Origin of the sequence: Phormidium yuhuli AB48 (assembly GCF_023983615.1) — a bacterium.
In the GTDB taxonomy this organism is placed as follows: Bacteria; Cyanobacteriota; Cyanobacteriia; order Cyanobacteriales; family Geitlerinemataceae; genus Sodalinema; species Sodalinema yuhuli.
Map to the genome: position 1 here is coordinate 621,779 of NZ_CP098611.1, position 19,134 is coordinate 640,912.

A 19,134-nucleotide genomic window follows, 5' to 3' on the forward strand; every position below is an offset into this window, starting at 1 on the left:
AGAAGAAATTCCCGAACTTCAATTGATTTGGGCCTTCCGGCTTCAGGGTGATAAGGAAAATTTATGGCAAATTAAATCCCTTTCCGTAGGGGCGAACGGCCGTTCGCCCCTACACTTTTGTATTTAAGACAACAAATCACACCCTATCGATGGAAGACCCATTCATTTCAAATCCTAGAGCCAGTTACCGACTAAAATATAAGGAGCCCATTTTCTGAATTCCATCTTAGGATTATCTACACCTTCGTATCTTAACTGATTTAAAAAATTAAGCTGAGCAGCTCTTAAGGCTTCTGCTTTATTTTTACCAGCTTTGAGTTGTTCGTAAAAATCAGGCATTACCTTAGCCGTTGATTCATCATCTGCTGGCCACAAAGTGGCAACTGTACTTCTTGCACCAGAACGGACGGCCATTCCACTTAAACCTAATGCCGCTCGTTCGTCCCCTTGGGCTGTTTTGCAAGCACTCATCACTAGCAATTCAATCATATTAGCTGTAGCTAAGGGATTTAATCGGAATACAGCATCCATGCTTCTCACTTTTAGAAGCTCATCTGATAAAACAAGGTAAGTTTGTTCTGGATCTGAGCTGAAATTGCCGTGGGTAGCTAGATGGATCACAGAAAATAAGCCTGATCCAACTAAATTTTCTACGGCTGAACGTGTGAAGGTCTGATTGAGCAGAACCCGGGTTGGTAAGAGTTGACTGATGTTTTCAATCTCTAGTTCTACTCCTGGTAGATCTGCCAAGTTCTCTCTTGACTCAGATAGTCCCCCACCTAGGACGCTAACGCCAACTGTGTCAAAGGATTGCGGCTGTATGATCTTAATTCCGGGGGTAATCGCGATCGCATAGTCCTCTATAAGAAATTTGTCAGTATTTTGATTATAAAGGACTGACATTGGGATTCTCTGCAATATCGTGTCTAAAAAAAACACCAATGTTTTGACATTACTCTCTTCGAGTTTAGGAGAAATAGGCGCTATCAACCACTCATAAATTTCTTGGGCGTTCGGTTTAACGTCGCTTCTATTTCTGGTAACGTCAATTAAGCCCACGTACAAATTCCACAAAACTTTTTGAAAGTATCCCTGTTCATTCTGAGTGACGGAGTGGTGAGATAAGTCTTGACCGGGTAACTTTGCAATCACCTCAAGTCTATCATCCAATATGATTGTGTAAATTAACGCGGCTGTCGGATCTTGTTTATCAATGATTTCATCAACTTCAACTTCTTCTTCGGTAATGCACGCATCTTGAAAGAAGTTATTCAACTCAGCAATTCTCAAATCTTCAATGGCATTTCTTGCTTCCTCCAAAGAATCTGAACTCACTGTGTCACCTCGGAGAAGCAACTCGACAAACTGTTTGTAAACAGGTTCCACGTTGTCTCTGAAGTCGTACTGAATTATTGAATCGAGTGCCGCCAATTCTTGCCTTAATTGTTTTAGGCTTTTAGAAGCTTGACGATAATAGTTAATCGCTTCACTTGAGACTTCTGCTACTCCAAAATCTTCTTCATGACGAGTTTGCAAGATTCGTCCCATCTGCCATTGCCACTGATACGATAAATCTTTGCGAACTTCTTGGGTCGAGAGCATCAGGGCCTCCCGAGTAGCAGTAATAGCTTCATCCCAGTCTCTGCCTTGTTCTTGGAATTTACCCAAAACTCCATATCCATAAGACTGAAGTCCCAGGCTTCCCAATTGATCAGCTTCGGTAATGGACTGTTGAATGAGGTTGAAAACCCTCTCTCGATGAAACCCCAAATTATTAGTGGGTTGTTGTAAGTTAATCTGATTGCAATCGAGGGCGTGACAAGCCAACTTTAACTGACTTTCCACTTTAACTTTACTGAGGGGTAATGATGAGAGATCAGGATAAATTTGGTTAATCAACTGTTCAGCTTCTTGGGTCAACTGTTGAACCTGGCTAGATGATATAGCAATTTGTTGTTGATAATCACTAACCAATGGATTCGCTGGAGAAATAACAATCAGCTCAAAATCTAGTTTGTTTTGTAGATAGTCAGCTCTTTGAGGAATAATCCGGATTAAGTCAGACAAAACATCTAATCGGTTTAACTGGCCTTGCAACCTCAGGCTGGGAGAGGAACTTAGATCAATGGCCCGTTGATAATATCCAAGGGCTGTCATGGCATAGCTATCGAGACTGCTAGCTTTAGCTTGTGTCAGATCATCATCCTCCTCTATATCAAACTGGCGTAAGTTAAAGGCTCTGTTGACTTTGGCTTTGGCCGTATTCCCTAGACTCAGATAGGCAAGACTTCGATCGCCATCCAATTCGCTAGTATCTAAACTAGCTTGTAAGATGCGTTCAGAGGCTTCCAACTGGCCCAACAGCCGTAACTGATTCCCCAAACTCCGCAAGGCCATCGCTTTCAACGGAGAATCCGGCTGCCGCTCGATCGCCGCCAACAACTCCCCCCGCTGACGAGTTCTCACATCCGGGTCATCCGCCGCCAAACCATCACAAGTCAACGCCCCAGAGGTCAAGACATCCAACAATTGATCGCACGATCGCCGATACAACCCTAACGCCTCCAACGCCCGAGCCTGATTGAGTTGACTGCCCCAACGGCCCTCAACATCCCCCAACCGCTCATAGCGCCGTTCCGCCTCCTGCCAACTCTCAAACGCCGCTTCTGCCTGCCCTAACGCCAATTGCAACTGTCCCTGAGTGGTCAAGGCGGCAGCAAACAGCCGTTGCCGGTCATCCCGCGCCGTGGCACTCGGAACCCCAATCAAGGTCAAACTCTCCTGAATTGCCTCTGTGGCCTCCCTCCACTGACCCTGCTGCTGTTGCGCCAGAGAGAGGTAGTTGAGGGCGATCGCCTGATTCAACGGTTCCCCCCGTTCCCCATAGGCCTGGGCCGCCTCCTGCAACGACTCAGCCGCTGAGGCCATCTCTCCCGCCTCATAGGCCGTTCGTCCCCGACGCAGCAAAACATCTGGCTCTGATGACTGAGCCAAGAGGGAGCTATCCAACGGGGGAGCCGTGACCCCCACATCGGGCCGGAGTACCGGGATAGCTAGGCTAATCACACATCCCAGCAGCAAGCAGACGCAAAAGCGTAACGCACCAGAAATACGCATCATAGGGGGTTAAACCTGATTGAGAAATACAAACCGTTGTCTTGTAACGTATTATTGCCCGTATCCAGTTCAATGAGGGGAATCCCCCAGTCGAAGGCGGCCGTGAGGCGATCGCCCAACTGTAAGCGTAACCCCAATCCGGCCGAAGCTAAGGTACTCGTTTCTGGGTTGGCGCGATCGCCCAAATTCCAGACCGTCCCCGCCTCGACAAAAGGAGCCAGCCAGACGGTTCCTTGGCGGCGAGCAAACTGGAATAAGGGCAATTGCACCTCCGCCGAGCCAAACAGACCCGAATCCGCCAGCAGCACATCCTGACGATACCCTCGCATCCGCCGCCGTCCCCCCAAACTGAACTGCTCAATGGGAACCAGGGAGGTGGATGCTAATTGTGCATCTCCCCGCAGCAGTACGCGAGTCCCCGCTTCTCCAGGACGGTCCATCCCCGAGAGCCGCCGCACCCACTGGGCCTGACCTCGCCAAGCAAAGAACTCACTATCGGGTTCACCGTCATTCACCGTGGCCCCAAACCAGTTCACCCCCAGACTAAACTCCGAACGTAGGGCAAACACCTCGCGGCTGTCTCGTTGCGTCCAATCTTGGAATAGGCGCAACACAGAAATGTTGGTTTCCCCCTGGTCATCGGCCCCTGGAGAGAGGGGAAAATTACGATCAAGAATGGAAGTCTGAGTATCCCGTCGCGAGGCGCTCAATCCCACCGCAAACTCCCGAAACACGTAATCCTGAGGGACTGAAGGCTCATTCTCCCCATGATTCTCCCCATCATTTTCCTCGAAGCGGGGTTGCACTTGGCGTAACAGCGGTTGGCGGTAACTGACCTCATAAGTGCGGGTGTCCGCTTGGATATCCACTTGGTCGAAGGGGGCCTCGACAATGCGACTGTCCCCCGTGCTATAGAGGAAGCCAATGGTTCCATCGAGGGCGTTAATGGGGAGACGATAGCCCAGATTCCAGTTGGCTGTTCCCTCCGTATTGCTGTAGGCCAACGTGGCCACATCCCCAATGCCGAAGAGGTTGGCGATGCCGCTGTCGACCTGTTGGCGGAAACTGCCCACCGTGGGGGAGCGATCGTTGTCCAGGCTGAGACTGGCACTGAGGGCATTGCTCTCTTGCACCTGGACATTGAGGAGATTGGTTCCCGCTCGCACTCCCGCCCCCAACTCCGCCGAGAGTCGGTCAATGCGGGGGTCGAGTTGCAGCAGTTGTAGGGCTTGCAGGAGTTGTTTTTGGTTGACCGGTCCCTGGGTAAATCGCTGGATGCGGCGCACCACATAGTTGGGGTTGAGGTTGCCACTGGTGCGCACTCGGATATCTTCCAGGGTTCCTTCCAGAATTTGCACTGTGACCACCCGGTTTTGGGTGGTTTGGGGGGGAATGTAAGCGCCGCTGGTGATGTAGCCCCGTTTGTTGTACTCCTCTGTAATCTGATCTGCGACGGCTTGCAGGTCTTGGAACTGGAGGTCACCATGTCTGAATTCCTCGTCGATGGACTGGGCTAGTTCTGCATCAGAGAGGACTGTGTTGCCCTCGAATTGGAAACCTTGGACTTGGAAGGCTTGGTTGGGGGAGGAGGGCCCAGGGCGATCGCTTTTCTCACTCTGGAGTGCTTGGGACTGGGGGGAACAGTTGTCCGGCGCGGCGGGAGGGCGATAGTTAGACCCCGTTCCGGGAGCGGTTAAGACCAGTTCCCCCTCAGCGTTGACCTGCCAGGTTTGGGCTTGGCGAATCTGTCTTGGGGTGGAGGGGAGGGGTTCGGCGCTGTCCTCTCGGACTTGGGGGTCATCAAGGGGGTCGAGGCGTAGGTCTTCCCAGCCCGTGGTTCCGCTGAAGGGGTCGTTGGGACTGGGGGGGAGGCCACTGCTGCCGGTTTGCACAAATTCCGTTTCGCTGCCTTGGATGCAGGGGTTTTGGTCGACGGCAGCGTTGACGGGTCGGTCTTCGAGTTCGATGAGGGCGCTGACGGGGTCCACTTCTGGGGTGTTGATTTCGACGATGCCTTCGAGTTGGGGATTGGTGCGGGAAATGGCGGTGATGTCGTTGCTGTCCAGGTTTCTGGGGTCAAACTCAATTAGGTTATCGCTGAGTTGTTCCAGGTCTTGGCGCGATCGCACCTGGAGTCCGAAGAGACCTTCCGTGGTAATCTCAATCACCCCACCTGACCCCTCGAAGGCATTGGCAGAAATGTTGCTGTTGCCTAAACCCACCAGAGTATTGGTGTTGATGCTGATGTTGCCGCCATCGCCGGGGAGATTGGCGGTTCCAGCCGTGGTGGAGATATTGCTGTCATCTAATAGACGGATATCCTCGGACGTGAAGCGGAGGTTGCCCCCCTGTCCCGATGCTGTTTCTCCGGTAATGCGACCCATCCGTTGTAAGCGAATGTCGGAACTGTTTAGGGTGACATCTCCTGCTGCACCGCCACCTAAGCGAGCATCCACTCCCACTTGGGCCCCATCGGTGACGGAGAGGAAGGGACTGTTGAGGGTCACGCCGCCGGCATTACCCGTTCCTGTCGTTTGGGCCGTGATGCGGCTGGGGAGACGTCCATCGGGGTCGGCGGCGGGGGAGTCACTGGGTAAGATTGAGCGTCCGCTGAGTTGGATGCGATCGCTGGCCGTCACATTAATAGACCCCCCTTGTCCATCAAGGAACGTATCGGCAGCAATGGCTGCCCCAGCAGTCAGGTTCAGGCGGTTAGTATTCACCCTCAATGCTCCCGCATTACCCGCTCCCCCCTCCACCAATAGGCCCTGAGATTGAGTAAATAAACCACTCGGCTGTTGTCCGTCGGGGCTAGTCCCCGTCAGTTCAATCAACTCCGAAGCGTTTGCCTCCAGAGTCCCCCCGGCACCGGACATGACAGTATTGCTTAGGATTTGTCCCCCATCCCGTGCAAAAATGCGCTGGGTATTGAGAGTAATGTTGCCGCCCGGCCCTGCACCAGCCGTAACCGCTGTAATCAGGCCTTCATCAAATACCCGCAACTCTGCTGTTTCAATCAAGATGTCACCACCACGTCCTCCAGGCAGTGCTTCATCTGTTAAACCGGGTTCAACCTGCGTCGCAATACCACTTGGAATAACTCCTTCCGAACCACTCAACTCCAAAAACTCGGAAGCTCGAATCGTCAAGTTTCCAGCATTACCTGCCGCGAAGGAAGTCGCACTGATTTCCGCACCATCGAGTAGGGTGATTTGCGGTGATTGAATTGAAAGATCACCCCCATTCCCTAGAGAATTTACATCCGCATTTGTGGTGATGCTGCTGGCCAAAATTCCGCTTTCCGAGCGTCCCGATAGTTCAAGAGTTTCAGAGACAACCAGATCTAAATTCCCACCTTGTCCTTCAGCAAATGTGGATAGAGAAATCTGTGCGCCATCTGAGATTTCCAATCGTCTGGCCCTCATCGTTAAATCTCCAGCATCTCCGAGGGCTTCAGTTTGAGTGAAAAAGCCACTGGGAAATTGCTCATCGGGAGTCGTTCCCCGTAACTCAATAAGCTCTGACACCCTAACTGATAAATCCCCACCTCGTCCCTCACCAAAAGTCGAGGTATCGAGAAATCCCCCCCCAGTGAGACTCAGCGACTCCGCCGTGAGCGAAATGGAACCGCCATCCAAAGCTCCTTCGGTGTTGGAGATAATCCCAGAATCATCAGTTAGCGTGACTTGGCGACCTTGCACCTGAATACTACCGCCTCCTTCGCCACTGGCATCTACCGAGGCAAAGTCAGAAAGTCGGATATCGCGAAACCCCTCAACCTGACTGTAGTCCAGAGCAAATCCTTCATCGGTGGGGATTAGGCGAACCTGGGCATTGTCTCCCACACTCCCGAGTTCAATGCGTCCGCCGAAAGTAGAGACGATGCCCCCTTCAAGGTTCACATCCCCGCCAATTAAGCCAATGGTATTGCCCGGAAACACCTCCAACCCCACGGGAAAAGATACGGGTTCTCCATCTGGGATGACATCTTCAAAGCTGGCAAGGGAACGATTGGTAATGCTGCCGGGATTGGCGCCGTATTGCAGTCCAGTTGGAGTATTGATGCTCAGCAGGGGGACATTTTCAGGCAGAGTCGCACTGAATTGACCCCCGTTTTCAAAGTTGAGGCTCTCAGCACTGGTGGCAAAGAAAGACCCGCCTAGGTTCAGTTGTGCGTTTTCCCCGAAGAGAATCCCATTGGGGTTGAGGAGAAAAAAGTTCGCCGTTCCATCCACGGAGAGAAGACCATCAATCTCTGAAGGCAAGTCGCCGGTGATGCGGGTGAAGATATTGTCCAGGGTTTGGCTATTCTCGAATCGCGCTTCCATCCCAGTGGGGAGGGAAAATTCCTGGAAGCTGTGGAAGAGGTTATTTCCCGTATTATTCAGGGTTCCACCTTCAAGGCGTAATACATCCCCCTCTTGGATGACTTGGGAGTTGGTGGGGAGGGTGTTATCGGGGACGATAGGGGTTTGGGCAACGGCGATTGGGGTTGCACTGAAACCACCCAGAAGAATGCTGCTAGTAAGCCAGAAGGGAGACCATCGTGAAATCATGAGTTATCTATCAGGCTGGGTTAGAGAGAGGGAGATATTCCACCAAGAGAGGCGACTGAGGCCAAGTCCAATAACTTTTGAAAAACATCATAGCTAACTCCTAAAAAGCAGCAGGTCCGGCAACAGGGGTAGGGACTGTGGGGTTGTTATGCTCAACAGGAATATAATTCGGATGTTCGTTTTCGTCTGTATAAACTGTACCATCTGTTCTAAACAGTTGACCATAGACATTGGACGTATCGTCATCATTTTCTGTAAACTGCCAGGTCACGATGAAGCTACCATTTGCCAATCCCGTAACTGATGGTAGAGACTGATTACCGTTAGTTTGAGTGTTAATTTGAAACTCAGATCCTACGGAATTGCCATTACTGTCATAGCGTTGTCCATGTACACTAGACCTAGAACCATCTTGATTCAGAGAATTCCATGTAACCAAAAAGCCGCCATCAGATAGGCTTGTAACAGATGGTTTACTTTGATCATCATCAGTGTTGCTAACTCGAAACTCAGAGTCTACAGGGTTGCCGTCACTATCGTAGCGTTGTCCGTATACCCCAAAACTTTCCCCGTCTTGACCCCAAGATTGCCACGTGACCACAAAACCTCCATTCTCTAGTCCAGCGACTGATGAGAGTTCCTGACGGTCGTCGGTATACGTGTTAATCCGAAATTCGGAACCAACAGGATCTCCGTTTTCATTATAGCGTTGACCATAGACACTTGTTGCAGAATCTCCGAAATAACTCGAGTCCCATGTCACTACAAATCCCCCATTTTCTAATGCTGCAACAGAAGAATTTCTACGGTATACCATGGAGGTGTTAATGGAAAATTCAGAACCAACAGGATCTCCATTCTCGTCATAGCGTTGACCATATATACTAACTCCGGGGATGAGAGAGGGCCAACCACTGTTACGACCAAAAGATTCCCAGGTCACCACAAACCCTCCATTCGCTAGAGCCACTGTAGAAGATTTTTCTTTTAAACTAGCACGGTCTGGATGAGTATTGACGCGAAATTCAGAACCAACAGGCTCTCCATTCTCATCATAGCGTTGACCATAAACACTAGACCAGGATCCATCCTGACCGAAAGATTCCCAAGTCACTACAAAGCCTCCATCTACTAGCCCTGTTACGGATGGACTTTCCTGTCGCTCTTCAGTGTAAGTGTTAACCTGAAACTCTGAGTTTACAGGATTACCATGGGTGTCATAGCGTTGACCGTAAATTCCCCAACTATCACCATCTTGATTGTAAGATTGCCAGGTCACCACAAATCCTCCATCAGCTAGTTGTGTCACAGATGAATTTGACTGATCTTCATGAGTATAAGTATTAACCCGGAACTCATCCCCAATCTTGAAAACAGGCTCTTCTGTAGCAGGGGGAGAAGTTGAACCCTCATCTTCATCACCGGAGCCTTCACCAATATCTTCTGATGAAGCTGGGTACAGATTAAGTTCAGACTCGGAAACTTCATAAGGAATCAGTCCTAAAGTCCCCAGAGTAAGTCCATCGTCATGGAATCCCGGCATTAAATTTTGATTCATCTCTAGGATAAAGTTTTTAGCTTCCTCCGATGTGTCTCCCAAAGTTTCCTGAGCAATGGCAGCCAGATCATCTTGTATAATCTGACGACTCAATCGATAATACTGCCCATTAAATTTAGCAATTGGGACTAATACATCACCATCAGGAAGGTCAACATTGTTATTCCTATCGATGATCCATTCTCTCGTTGTTGCATGTAAATGACCGAGATTATTTCCTGATAAACTCATGAGTTCATCAGAAGATGAAGTTGAGTATTGCTCCCAATCGAAATGTCTCCACCTCCAAAGGATAAGCGACATTTCAGGTGACTCTTCAAAATTGATCGGTCCAGATACATCACGATTAAAGATGACGGGATCTGTAGTTCGCTCAATCTGAATAACTTTGTAGGGATTTGTTACAACCTGAAAGCCAAAAGAATCAATCCTATGGGTGTAGTCAACTACGATGTTACCATCTTGCCGTTGAATTTCATCGATTTCAAGCTTATGAGAGGTATCTGAACCGGGTATACCTACAACAATTAGACTATATTTCTCGAAATCAACATCAAGTTCGCCTAATGTTCCTAATTTTTCTTCCCAAGCATCCTGCCATTCAGACTCGTCAGTGATCACCTTTTCAATATATTCACCATGAGAGCCATGCCTTCCCTGATGGATAACCGTAAAATCAAGAGGTCCAGAACTGGGTTGAGTTTCAACGGGGGGAGCCTCATCGGGGGGAGCCTCATCGGGGTTATCATCGGGTTTACCTTTGTTGACGAAGTAGGCAGCCACATAACCGATCTGTCCTCCTACTTCGATTTTATACCAATCAGACCGAATATCACCATCAGGTGTCGGATAGCTACCACCTGTTACTGTCTCTACAATTGTTAGTGTGGTTCCCTCTTGTAGAACGTCGGGAACATTATCCTCCATAGACGGTCCTTGCCGTAAGTTGAGGGGTAAGTTCCCTATTTTATGATTCACATAACCAGGTTGGGGATAGTCTAGCTCGTCATAGGGTTTCGTTCCATAGAGGTCAAGACTCCAAGAATTGAGAATTCCACCTGTATCATTTTTGTCGGACTCACTATACTTATCAATGACCCGCAACGTCCATTCTCCTTTGGAAGATTCTCCCCAATGACGAGCCGTTGTAAATGTCCAGTTATAATCAGCTCCAGCTTTAGAACTGTCTTGTGAGACATGAGGCCGAGCCAGAACCGACTCAGTTCCATCTGGAGAAACCAACACCAATTCTAGGTCTCCCCGATAACTATGGTTAATATCAACGTTCACCTCGACCCATTCTAACGTCCTATCTTCATCTACCTCAATCCAATCTTCAACCCCATCCCGGTCATTATCAGGAATTTCTAAATCCAGCAAAGTAGAACGATATTGACCAACCAAAGAATCCGCACGTAAATCGGCTTCGCTTCCCCGAGTTTCCCAAGTTTTTGCCAAGCTCACCGCTGCGTGCAAATCCAGAGAGCCAAATCCATATTTATGATTGACCCAATATCCAGCACCATTTTTGACCCAGTCGTCATCATCGGGGTCATTTTTGACGGCTGTTTCCGCCAGAATATGTTGGATATCGCGAGAGGTTAATTCAGGATTCACTTGTAACAACCAAGACACCGCACCGGAGATAACAGATGCTGCCGCTGACGTTCCTCCGAAATCCAGGTTGTAGTTATTGCGACTATAGCCATGCTGTCCAACAATGTCAGTCGTTGGAATTCCTAGGAACTCTTCACCTTCATCAGTACTGTAATCACTCGAGTAAGTTGAGATGAACACAGAGGAACCCGGCGTACTATAAGACGCTTTTTGACCAAATTGATTGATGGCTCCTACTGCAATGGTATGACGAGAGTTGGCAAGTGAGTTATAGTTAACGTTACCACTATAGTTGCCATAGCCATCATTGCCGGCTGCGAAAACATACAAATTTCCAAACTGATCACGACCCGAAGTAACTCCATTTTCAAGAGCTGCCAAAGCTAGTGGCAGACGAGCCAAATACCCTGGCCCCCAACTATTATTAAAGATATCAATTTGGTTGTTACGACCATCTAATCCTCCGTCAAACAAGGCAGAGCTAATGATTGACCCATAGGTTTGATTGGCAATGTTACTCGTATCTCCAATCAACTTAAGTGATGCAAACTCAGCCTCAGGATTAACCCCAATAATTCCTCGATCACTATTGCTTGCCAAGGCAATGCCAGCCACGGATGTTCCATGAGGATTTGCTGTTGAAAGCTCTAACTCCCAATTCCAGCCATCGATAATTTCTTGGCTCAACTCTTCTAAAAACTTTTTATCATAGTTGCTCTCTGAATCTTTGATTTCCAAAACCCAATAGCCACCGGAGTAGGAATTATTGAAGTCACTGAAGTCTGAAGTGAATCCTGAAGACAATAAACTTTCAGATTTTTCAGAATCAAATAAAGGAACCCACTCTTGAGATTCTAGTTCATCCCAACCCGGAAAACGTGTAAAGCTTGTGCTTCCTCGACGATAACGAGGGTCATTATTCCCTTTGAGGTGATATTGCTCCAAGTAAACGTCCAATCCTTCAGGCAAAGAGTTTTGAAGCTTTATTTTTACCTGGGTATTTGTGATTAAGCCAGTCAAAGGCACAGGTAAAATAAAGCGTATTTCGTCTTTGCTAATTTCAGGGTTTTCTAAATTTACATCGAAAGAGCTTTTGGCAAAAGGTGATGGAGATGAAGTTGTTTCTGTGTTAACGTGATTGTAATTTTTTAGAGTGAAATCTTGGCTGAGGTCAGCTCGGTATCGCCCTTCTAAGTCAGGATGGTTATAGTCAACGCCATCATCAACAATGCCAATCACCACATTGTAGCCAGAGCCGTCCTCCTTAACAATCAAATTCTGAAAATCATTCCAAGCCTTGAGGAAGTTGATATCGTGTCCTGAGTTATTTGTGTTTTCTAAATTCCATTGCTCCTTAAAGTAAGGGTTGTTTCGAGGATCTGAAAAAAGACTAAGCGAGAGTGGGACTAAAGGATAAGCAAACTCAGCAGATGGAACTACATTCAGTTCCTGGGCAACCTCCTGAGGGTCACGACCTTCAGGAAATTCAAAGATATAGGTATTGGGAATCTGTCCCGTCGCTCCTAGAAAATCGGCTCCCAACTCTTCGGCAATCTCCCCGGCTGAAGTTCCCGCTTGAATACTGACAACCCACTGCCGAGTCTCCGCTAGACTGTCCGGGTCATATCCATCTAAATCCATGGACTGCTCAATGGCCCTTTTCAAAATCGGCGACAATCCCTGACCCGCATCCACCGACAAAACCGTAAACCACTCCGACTCAAACTCAGCCGTCTGACCTTCCGAATCATAAGCAGTTGCCTTTAACTGATATTTCCCAGGCTCCAACCCCTCCAGTTCATACTCAAAACGAGCCACCTGGTCATTACGTCGGTCTTCACTGAAGTGAACTAGCTTAGGATACGGAACCCAGTCCCCATCCCCAGACTTGAGCCAAAACTCAACCCGCTCAATATCCTTCGCACCATCTTCATCCAAAACCCGACCAGGAATACGAATCGTCTCCCCAGGATTATAAAGTCGGTTCAGAGACACCTGTAAATCCTCCGGCGCTTGATTCCCCGGCGTCAGGGGCTGCGGCTCCCTCGCCGGAGACTCAACCTGTGGATTCCCCACCCCAGGGTGATAGATTGGCAGTTGCACCACCATCCCCGGCTCCAGACTCGCATCAGGACTCCCCAGAGGATTCCCCGCCTCATCCGTCAACTCCGACCAAGCCGCCTCATCTCCCAACTGGGCCCCAGCAATCCCCGCCGGACTGTCCCCAGGTTGCACAATATAGCGCCAACGAGGATTCTCCTGCCACTCTAAAGGCAGCGGCTCATAGGCTTGCGGTTGAGTCGCCTTCGCCAGATGCACCGCCGCCACCAGATTCAACAAACCCGCCCCCGTCTCGGGATTCCAGTTAGGACTGCCCAAATCCGTCGCCGTCATTTGCAGAATCTCCACCACCTGACGGTAACTCAACTCAGGATTCGCCGCCCAGACCAAGGACGTGGCCCCCGTCACCCGGGCCGCCGCCACAGAGGTTCCCGCCAGAGTTCCCCAATCATCCCCCACCGTTGACAGCACTGGATTCTCCGACGTTCCCCCAGGAGCCACCAATCCCAAACCGGCCCCAAAGTTAGAATAATCAGCCCGGTCATGACCCCGAGCCGCCGCCATCGTCGGGTCAAACGCTTCCGCCGCTCCCACCGTCAGCACATTATCAAACTCCCGCGCCGCCTGAGCCAACCCAGAGAGGCTGCCCCCATTGTTGCCAGCGGCCACCACCACCAACACCCCTTGTTGACGGGCATACTCCAGAGCCATCCATTCCTGGCGCGTCAACTCATAGCGGGGTGTAACATTGCCCTCAGCATCAACTTGGGTTAAATCCAAACTCAAATTCGCCACCGCATTGGGCTGACCCGCCTCCCGAGCCGCATCCACAAACTCAACCAGAGACTCGGCCCACTCGCCCGAACCCACGGCACGACCCAACCAGACCGGAGCATCGGGGTTAATCCCCACCATCTCCATGTCATTATCCGGCCGAGCCGCAATCAGTCCCAAGAGATGGGTTCCATGCTCATTCCCCTCTCCGGGAGCCAACAGAGGATTATCATCCCCATCAATCAGGTCACGCCCCAATATGAAGTTGTCGTAATTTAAATGAGGATGATTCTCGGCAAATCCCGTATCAATAATTCCCACCAGAGGCTGGTCTGCCTTAGAAAACTCGAAGCCCTGAGGCAGCACCGGGGGACGCTCCTCCCCAGACTCATCCACAATCTCCTCCTGGGCCGACTCCTGCCCCTGCCCCTCTTCAGAAGGAGCCTCTTCCAAGTTGTCCACATCACTCACCGTCTCATCCGAGACCCACTCCTCCTCAGCCTCCGGCGCGTCCTCGGAGCCATCAGAACTCTCTTGTCCAACTACCGCCTCCTGGGACTCACCCGAAGACCCCCCAGATGTCTCAGAGGACTCCGCCTGACTCTCTTCAGCCTCGGCGGCCTCCTCTGAGTCCACCTCTTCTTCATCGGAATCCACCTCGGAATCGGCATTGGAGTCTCCATCCGAGTCCGCCTCAGACTCTGAACCACTGGCATCACTGGTATCGGAAGAACTGGAATCTTCGCCACTGGAGTCTCCCCCATCAAACATCTCAGCCGCCAACTCTTCTAAATTCTGTTGCTCACTGGGAGTCAGATAGGGGTCAGCATAGGCCAACAAAGCCTTCCCTAAGTCATCCTGTCGCCAGTCCAACTCTGGGTCAATCACATCACCAATATAGACTGCATCCCCCACCGCACCACGAATCTGGAAAATTACATCATCATAGTCCCGGTCACTAATCTCAAACCGCTTGTCTTCAAAGACAAAGGTATTGCCATCTCCCGTGACGTCAGCAATTTGACCCAGATGGAACATATCATGGGGGTTCTGGGTGGCGAGGGAGAACAGAGGACGTTTTGCACCGCCAATACTAGGATTCTCCAAGACCTCCGAGAGACGACCATTGGGAACCAACATGACCCCAAACCGATCTCCGGGAGTCATATTAAAGGTTTTGACTCCCTGATAGGGTCCACTATTCCAATCCGGTTCTCCAAACAAGGACCCCGTAAAGCGCGCGCCCTCATCTTGAACCCGAATCACGATATGACCCTGTTCACTGCCACTGGCGGCCCGTTGTGCGGCTTCAGCGATAAAGTCTTCGATGCTGTTAAACTCCATCTCATCGAAGCCTGCCAGACTAAAGAAGGCCACCTCTCCTTGATACGCGCCTCCATCAAACAGGAAATCTACGCCAACTTCACCGCTGGCCCCCACTTGGAAGACTCCCCGACTGAAGTCAGGGACATCAAAGGCGAGAGGATTATCTTCTTCGTCCTCTTTATCCTCTTCGTCCGAGTTATCCTCTTCATCGTTATCGGCTTCTGAGTCGGCATCCTCGTCGTTTTCCGAGTCAGTGGTGTCGTCGTCCGAGTCGGGGCTAGTTTCATCATCACCGGAGTTTTCAACGTCCTCGTTATCTTCTAACTCACTCTCAATGTCGTCATTGTTACCGTCCTCTTCTGGGTTATCTTCTAACTCACTCTCAATGTCGTCATTGTTACCGTCCTCTTCTGGGTTCTCCTCAGACTCCCCACTCCCATCATTCATCTCTGGCTCATCATCTGGGGAGTCCTCCACCTCTTCTGGATTTGAATCAGTGGGGTCTAACTCATCGTCCTCAGCATAGGGAATGGTCTCACCAATCTCCCCATCCGAAATATACTCATCATCGATATCGAGGAGGTCGTCCTCCCCCTCAGAAATGACGTCCTCCTCAATATCTGGGTCTCCCTCATCCCCAATCTCCTCTCCGTCGTCCCCAGAGACATCGGGTTCATCATCGACCCAGACATCACCGAGGTCATCCATGGGGTCATCAACCGGGCCTAAGTCCATCCCCTCCGAGTCATCCCCACCATCGAGCAAGCCGCCGGGAGTGTAGATAGGCTCCAGGATAAACGTTTGCTGGAGGTCTTCCTTCTTTTCGGTAGAGGGTTGACTAGGCTGACGGTTAAACCAGGATTTAAGGTTGAAGGGGGACATAAGGGTAGATGCTCCGGACTCGCAAGACGGAAATGACAGACGATTGTGGGACTCAGGACTAGGGGTCGTCTGAAGGGTTCTTTTCGGGACTTAGGAAAAACCGATTTTTGGCTGTTTTTACCTTATATCAAATTCCGGATACTTTTTATAAAGTTTTCGTGAAGATTTCGCTGAAAACTCGGCGTTTTAGGGACATAAAAAAAAGGCCAATTAGATCTATCAGTTTTTTTGGGGGCAGTTTTACGGAACTCGGCTGAAATTGTCATATTTGTTTACATTCTGGCCAAAGATGGCGGCATCACCGAAGGGGGTGTCAATGGCTGTAAGGGTTACGGGAGAAGAGATTTCGGCGTTTCGGTTCCGGAGGGCTTCGGGTCTTTACAGAATCTTCACAGAACGTTGACCAAGAGCGAAGGGGAAGCCCCAATCCCCCCCAACAAAATAGGGTGGGACTGGCCCACCCCGAGGTTGAGGAAATTTCTATGTTGGAGGAGATGATGAGACGTTTCTCTGGAACTACGGTCTCATGGGTCGGAGGGGATGCCCAATAGGGGAAGGGCGAACGGTCCTTCGCCCCGACAATTTTGTATCTTGGGTAACAGTTTAGGAGAAACCCCTTGTGGTCGGCCCCCAGATGAAAGATAAAGTTCACAGACCCATTAGGAGTCTTCGTCAGCGAGCCAGGGGAAATAATAGCCAAGGTCGATGAGTTTGCCAAACTCATGTCGCATTTGCTGATAGAAATTACGATTTTCGGTGCGAATATGAACGTAACCTTTATCATCGGGCAGTCGGAGATTTTGGGGATTGTCAATACGGAAGGTGACTTCAAAGACGTCCTCAATCCCCGATTCTCGACGGTCGGTGAGGGGACGAATCGTTTCAATTCTCGATGGATAGGTGATGTCACGGGGTTGGTTACGCATCCGAAATTCAACCACTTGTCCCAGGTCAACCAGATGATAGTCCGCTTGAGCAATTTGAGCCGTGACTTCCAAATAACTCAGGTTGGCAATTTGTAAAACCTCCTGTCCCGCCTGCATGAAAGCCCCATCTCGTTGGTCTAGGTTTTGATTTAAGACAATTCCTGAGATGGTGGCGGTTTTCGTGCATTCAGCGTCACGCTTTCGTAGGTCTTCGAGTTGAGCTTGTCGAGCGGCGATCGCCTCCTGATGGTTTTGCACTTGGATGGTTGCGGTCTCCAACTCATTGTGGGCCGTGTCTCGTGCGGCCAGGCGGCGATCGCGTTCCTCTTGCAAGTCCATCCGTTTCTGATTGAAATCCCAACCGACCTGTTGTTCTTGTTCACGAGTCACGTTAGCTTGATGACCTCGTCGATTCAATGACGCTTGCTGACCTTGGATCTGACTCTGAACTTGTTGAAGACGAGCCTGATTTTGCTCTTGCTCGCCATTGAGTTGTAATATCCTATCTTCAGCATTCACAACCTTTTCTTCGTGGTCACGAACAATCGGATGAGAAGCCTGTAATGTCCTATCGTCGATATAAGGCTGAAACTCGTTTCGCTTTTGTTGATGATGTTGTCTCTGAGCCGACCAAAAACTTAGTTCTCGGGCGATCGCCCCTTGACGACCTTCAAGTTCCCGGACTTCACCCTGAAGTCGTTCGATTTCATAGCGATCGCGCTCCTCCTCCGCCTCAACGCCACCCCGTTCTTCCTGAAAGCGGCGAGTCTGAGGAATCCCGATTCCCAACTGAATCGCCTGCATATCATCCAAATGAGCATCCAGACGACGTTGAGCTTGGTGCAGCTCATCCTCAGCAGTTCTTAGCCGTTGTTGCGATTGCACCCGCCGTTGTTGAGCCACCTCCAGGGAAGCATTTTCCTCTTGCAGCGATCGTTCAACCTCCGCCAGCCGGTCAGCGAGGTCTTCACTTTCAACGGACAGTAGCACATCACCCGGCCGAACCTGGTCATGAGGATTTACCCGTAGCTGAACCCGTCCCGGCCGGCTCATATGAATCGTTTGTCGTTGACCTGGGAGAGTTTTGAGAGTCGCATCGCCAGAAACATGATTCGGAAGAGGAATAAAGCCAGCAGCCCCCAGAGTCACCGCCGCCGTTCCCACCCAGAGCCAACGATGTCGAGTCGATTTCTGTTCAGGTTTTGGCGAGGGGGTTTCTGACGCTGGGTCAGGGGTGGGTGGAACCGGAGGGGCCGGCTGTTCCTGGGGAGTATCGGTCGTTGGGGGAACAACTCGTAGGGGAGCGGAATTTTGGTTTTGAGGTTGGGAGGTCATGGGTCGTGATAGATGCGTAGACAACACAAGGTCAGTTAAAAGACACCTCGTCACTAATCTGTCGTTTTCTGGGAAGGGTTTTTACGGGAATTGCCCGAATTTGTGATGAAACTTAACAATTGACCGAAAATCAGGGACTGTCCATGAGGCCATTGAGACCAGTAGGTGTTGTGCCGCACCTGAATTGTTGATTTAAGATATAATTGAACTGTAGCTGTTATATCCGTTTGGGAGGAAGTTAATGTATGAACAAAATTACTTTAGAAGAAATCACTCAAGATTTAAGCCACTATCTTCAACGTGTTCAAGCTGGAGAAAGTTTTGTTGTTTTTGAAGCCAATCAACCGATTGCTCAAATTACATCCGCTCAATCAGAGAGTATTTTAGACGCCTTTGACAAGTTTCGCGAGCAACTAAATTCAGAAGCCATCGATTTGGATAGTGATGAAATTTTTGCTCATGTTCGCGACCCAAGTCCAACCCCTGAAAAACCTTGCTGGTGATGAACAGAAATTTTTTACTGGACACCAACATTATTTCTGAAAGTATTAAACGACAGCCCGACGAAACGTTTTTAGATAACTTTCGCCAAAACCTGGAAGATTCTGCGATCGCCTCGGTAACATGGCATGAACTTCTTTACGGATTATACCGATTACCTGAGTCTCGACGAAGACGTAAGTTGTCTGACTACTTAACACAAGTTATCCAAGACAAAATGCCCATTATGCCGTACTGTCAGGCTGCTGCCACATGGTTTGCAGCCGAACGTGCTAGGCTGACAACTTTAGGTCGGATGCCTTCATACCCAGATGGTCAGATTGCTGCGATTGCGAAAGTCAATCATTTAATTCTCGTGACTCGTAATGTTTCAGATTTTGTGGATTTTGAGGGGTTAACCATTGAAAACTGGTTTGTTTAGAAATCAACAAATTGGTGCGTTCCGGTAGGGGCGAAAAATCCCCTCCTGGGAGCTAATCTT

At 49.8% G+C, this 19,134-nt stretch carries 6 protein-coding genes; 2 read left to right on the forward strand and 4 right to left on the reverse strand.

Annotated features, from left to right (window positions below; all coding sequences use genetic code 11):
- Window positions 1–174: 174 nt before the first annotated feature.
- The 4 genes from NEA10_RS02635 to NEA10_RS02650 all read right to left on the reverse strand — a co-directional run bounded on the left by NEA10_RS02635 (window position 175) and on the right by NEA10_RS02650 (window position 18,152).
- Window positions 175–3,120 carry a CHAT domain-containing protein gene (locus tag NEA10_RS02635; protein ID WP_252663665.1) on the reverse strand — a complete coding sequence of 982 codons (2,946 nt, stop codon included), beginning with the start codon at window positions 3,118–3,120 and terminating at the stop codon, window positions 175–177.
- Window positions 3,117–7,673 (reverse strand): two-partner secretion domain-containing protein, encoded by a 4,557-nt coding sequence (locus NEA10_RS02640; RefSeq protein ID WP_252663667.1) that lies wholly within the window; start codon window positions 7,671–7,673, stop codon window positions 3,117–3,119. Before NEA10_RS02640 ends, NEA10_RS02635 begins: the two co-directional genes overlap by 4 nt.
- Window positions 7,674–7,773: 100 nt before the next feature.
- Entirely contained in the window at window positions 7,774–15,891 is an 8,118-nt protein-coding gene (locus tag NEA10_RS02645) for a S8 family serine peptidase (RefSeq protein ID WP_252663668.1), read from the reverse strand.
- A 659-nt stretch (window positions 15,892–16,550) separates the two neighbouring features.
- Window positions 16,551–18,152 (reverse strand): efflux RND transporter periplasmic adaptor subunit, encoded by a 1,602-nt coding sequence (locus NEA10_RS02650; protein WP_252663670.1) that lies wholly within the window; start codon window positions 18,150–18,152, stop codon window positions 16,551–16,553.
- A 245-nt stretch (window positions 18,153–18,397) separates the two neighbouring features.
- Between NEA10_RS02650 and NEA10_RS02655 the strand changes: the two genes are divergently transcribed.
- Window positions 18,398–18,655, forward strand: coding sequence for a type II toxin-antitoxin system Phd/YefM family antitoxin (locus tag NEA10_RS02655; protein WP_252663671.1), 258 nt, complete (start codon window positions 18,398–18,400; stop codon window positions 18,653–18,655).
- On the forward strand, window positions 18,655–19,074 hold the full coding sequence (locus NEA10_RS02660) for a type II toxin-antitoxin system VapC family toxin (protein ID WP_252665272.1): 420 nt from the start codon (window positions 18,655–18,657) through the stop codon (window positions 19,072–19,074). The genes NEA10_RS02655 and NEA10_RS02660 overlap by 1 nt, the downstream gene beginning before the upstream one ends.
- Window positions 19,075–19,134 lie beyond the last annotated feature (60 nt).

Bases quoted from the DNA above. Each gene is read 5' to 3' on its own strand.
- NEA10_RS02635 (WP_252663665.1), bottom strand. From the start codon at position 3,120: ATGATGCGTATTTCTGGTGCGTTACGCTTTTGCGTCTGCTTGCTGCTG.
- NEA10_RS02640 (WP_252663667.1), bottom strand. From the start codon at position 7,673: ATGATTTCACGATGGTCTCCCTTCTGGCTTACTAGCAGCATTCTTCTG.
- NEA10_RS02645 (WP_252663668.1), bottom strand. From the start codon at position 15,891: ATGTCCCCCTTCAACCTTAAATCCTGGTTTAACCGTCAGCCTAGTCAA.
- NEA10_RS02650 (WP_252663670.1), bottom strand. From the start codon at position 18,152: ATGACCTCCCAACCTCAAAACCAAAATTCCGCTCCCCTACGAGTTGTT.
- NEA10_RS02655 (WP_252663671.1), top strand. From the start codon at position 18,398: ATGAACAAAATTACTTTAGAAGAAATCACTCAAGATTTAAGCCACTAT.
- NEA10_RS02660 (WP_252665272.1), top strand. From the start codon at position 18,655: ATGAACAGAAATTTTTTACTGGACACCAACATTATTTCTGAAAGTATT.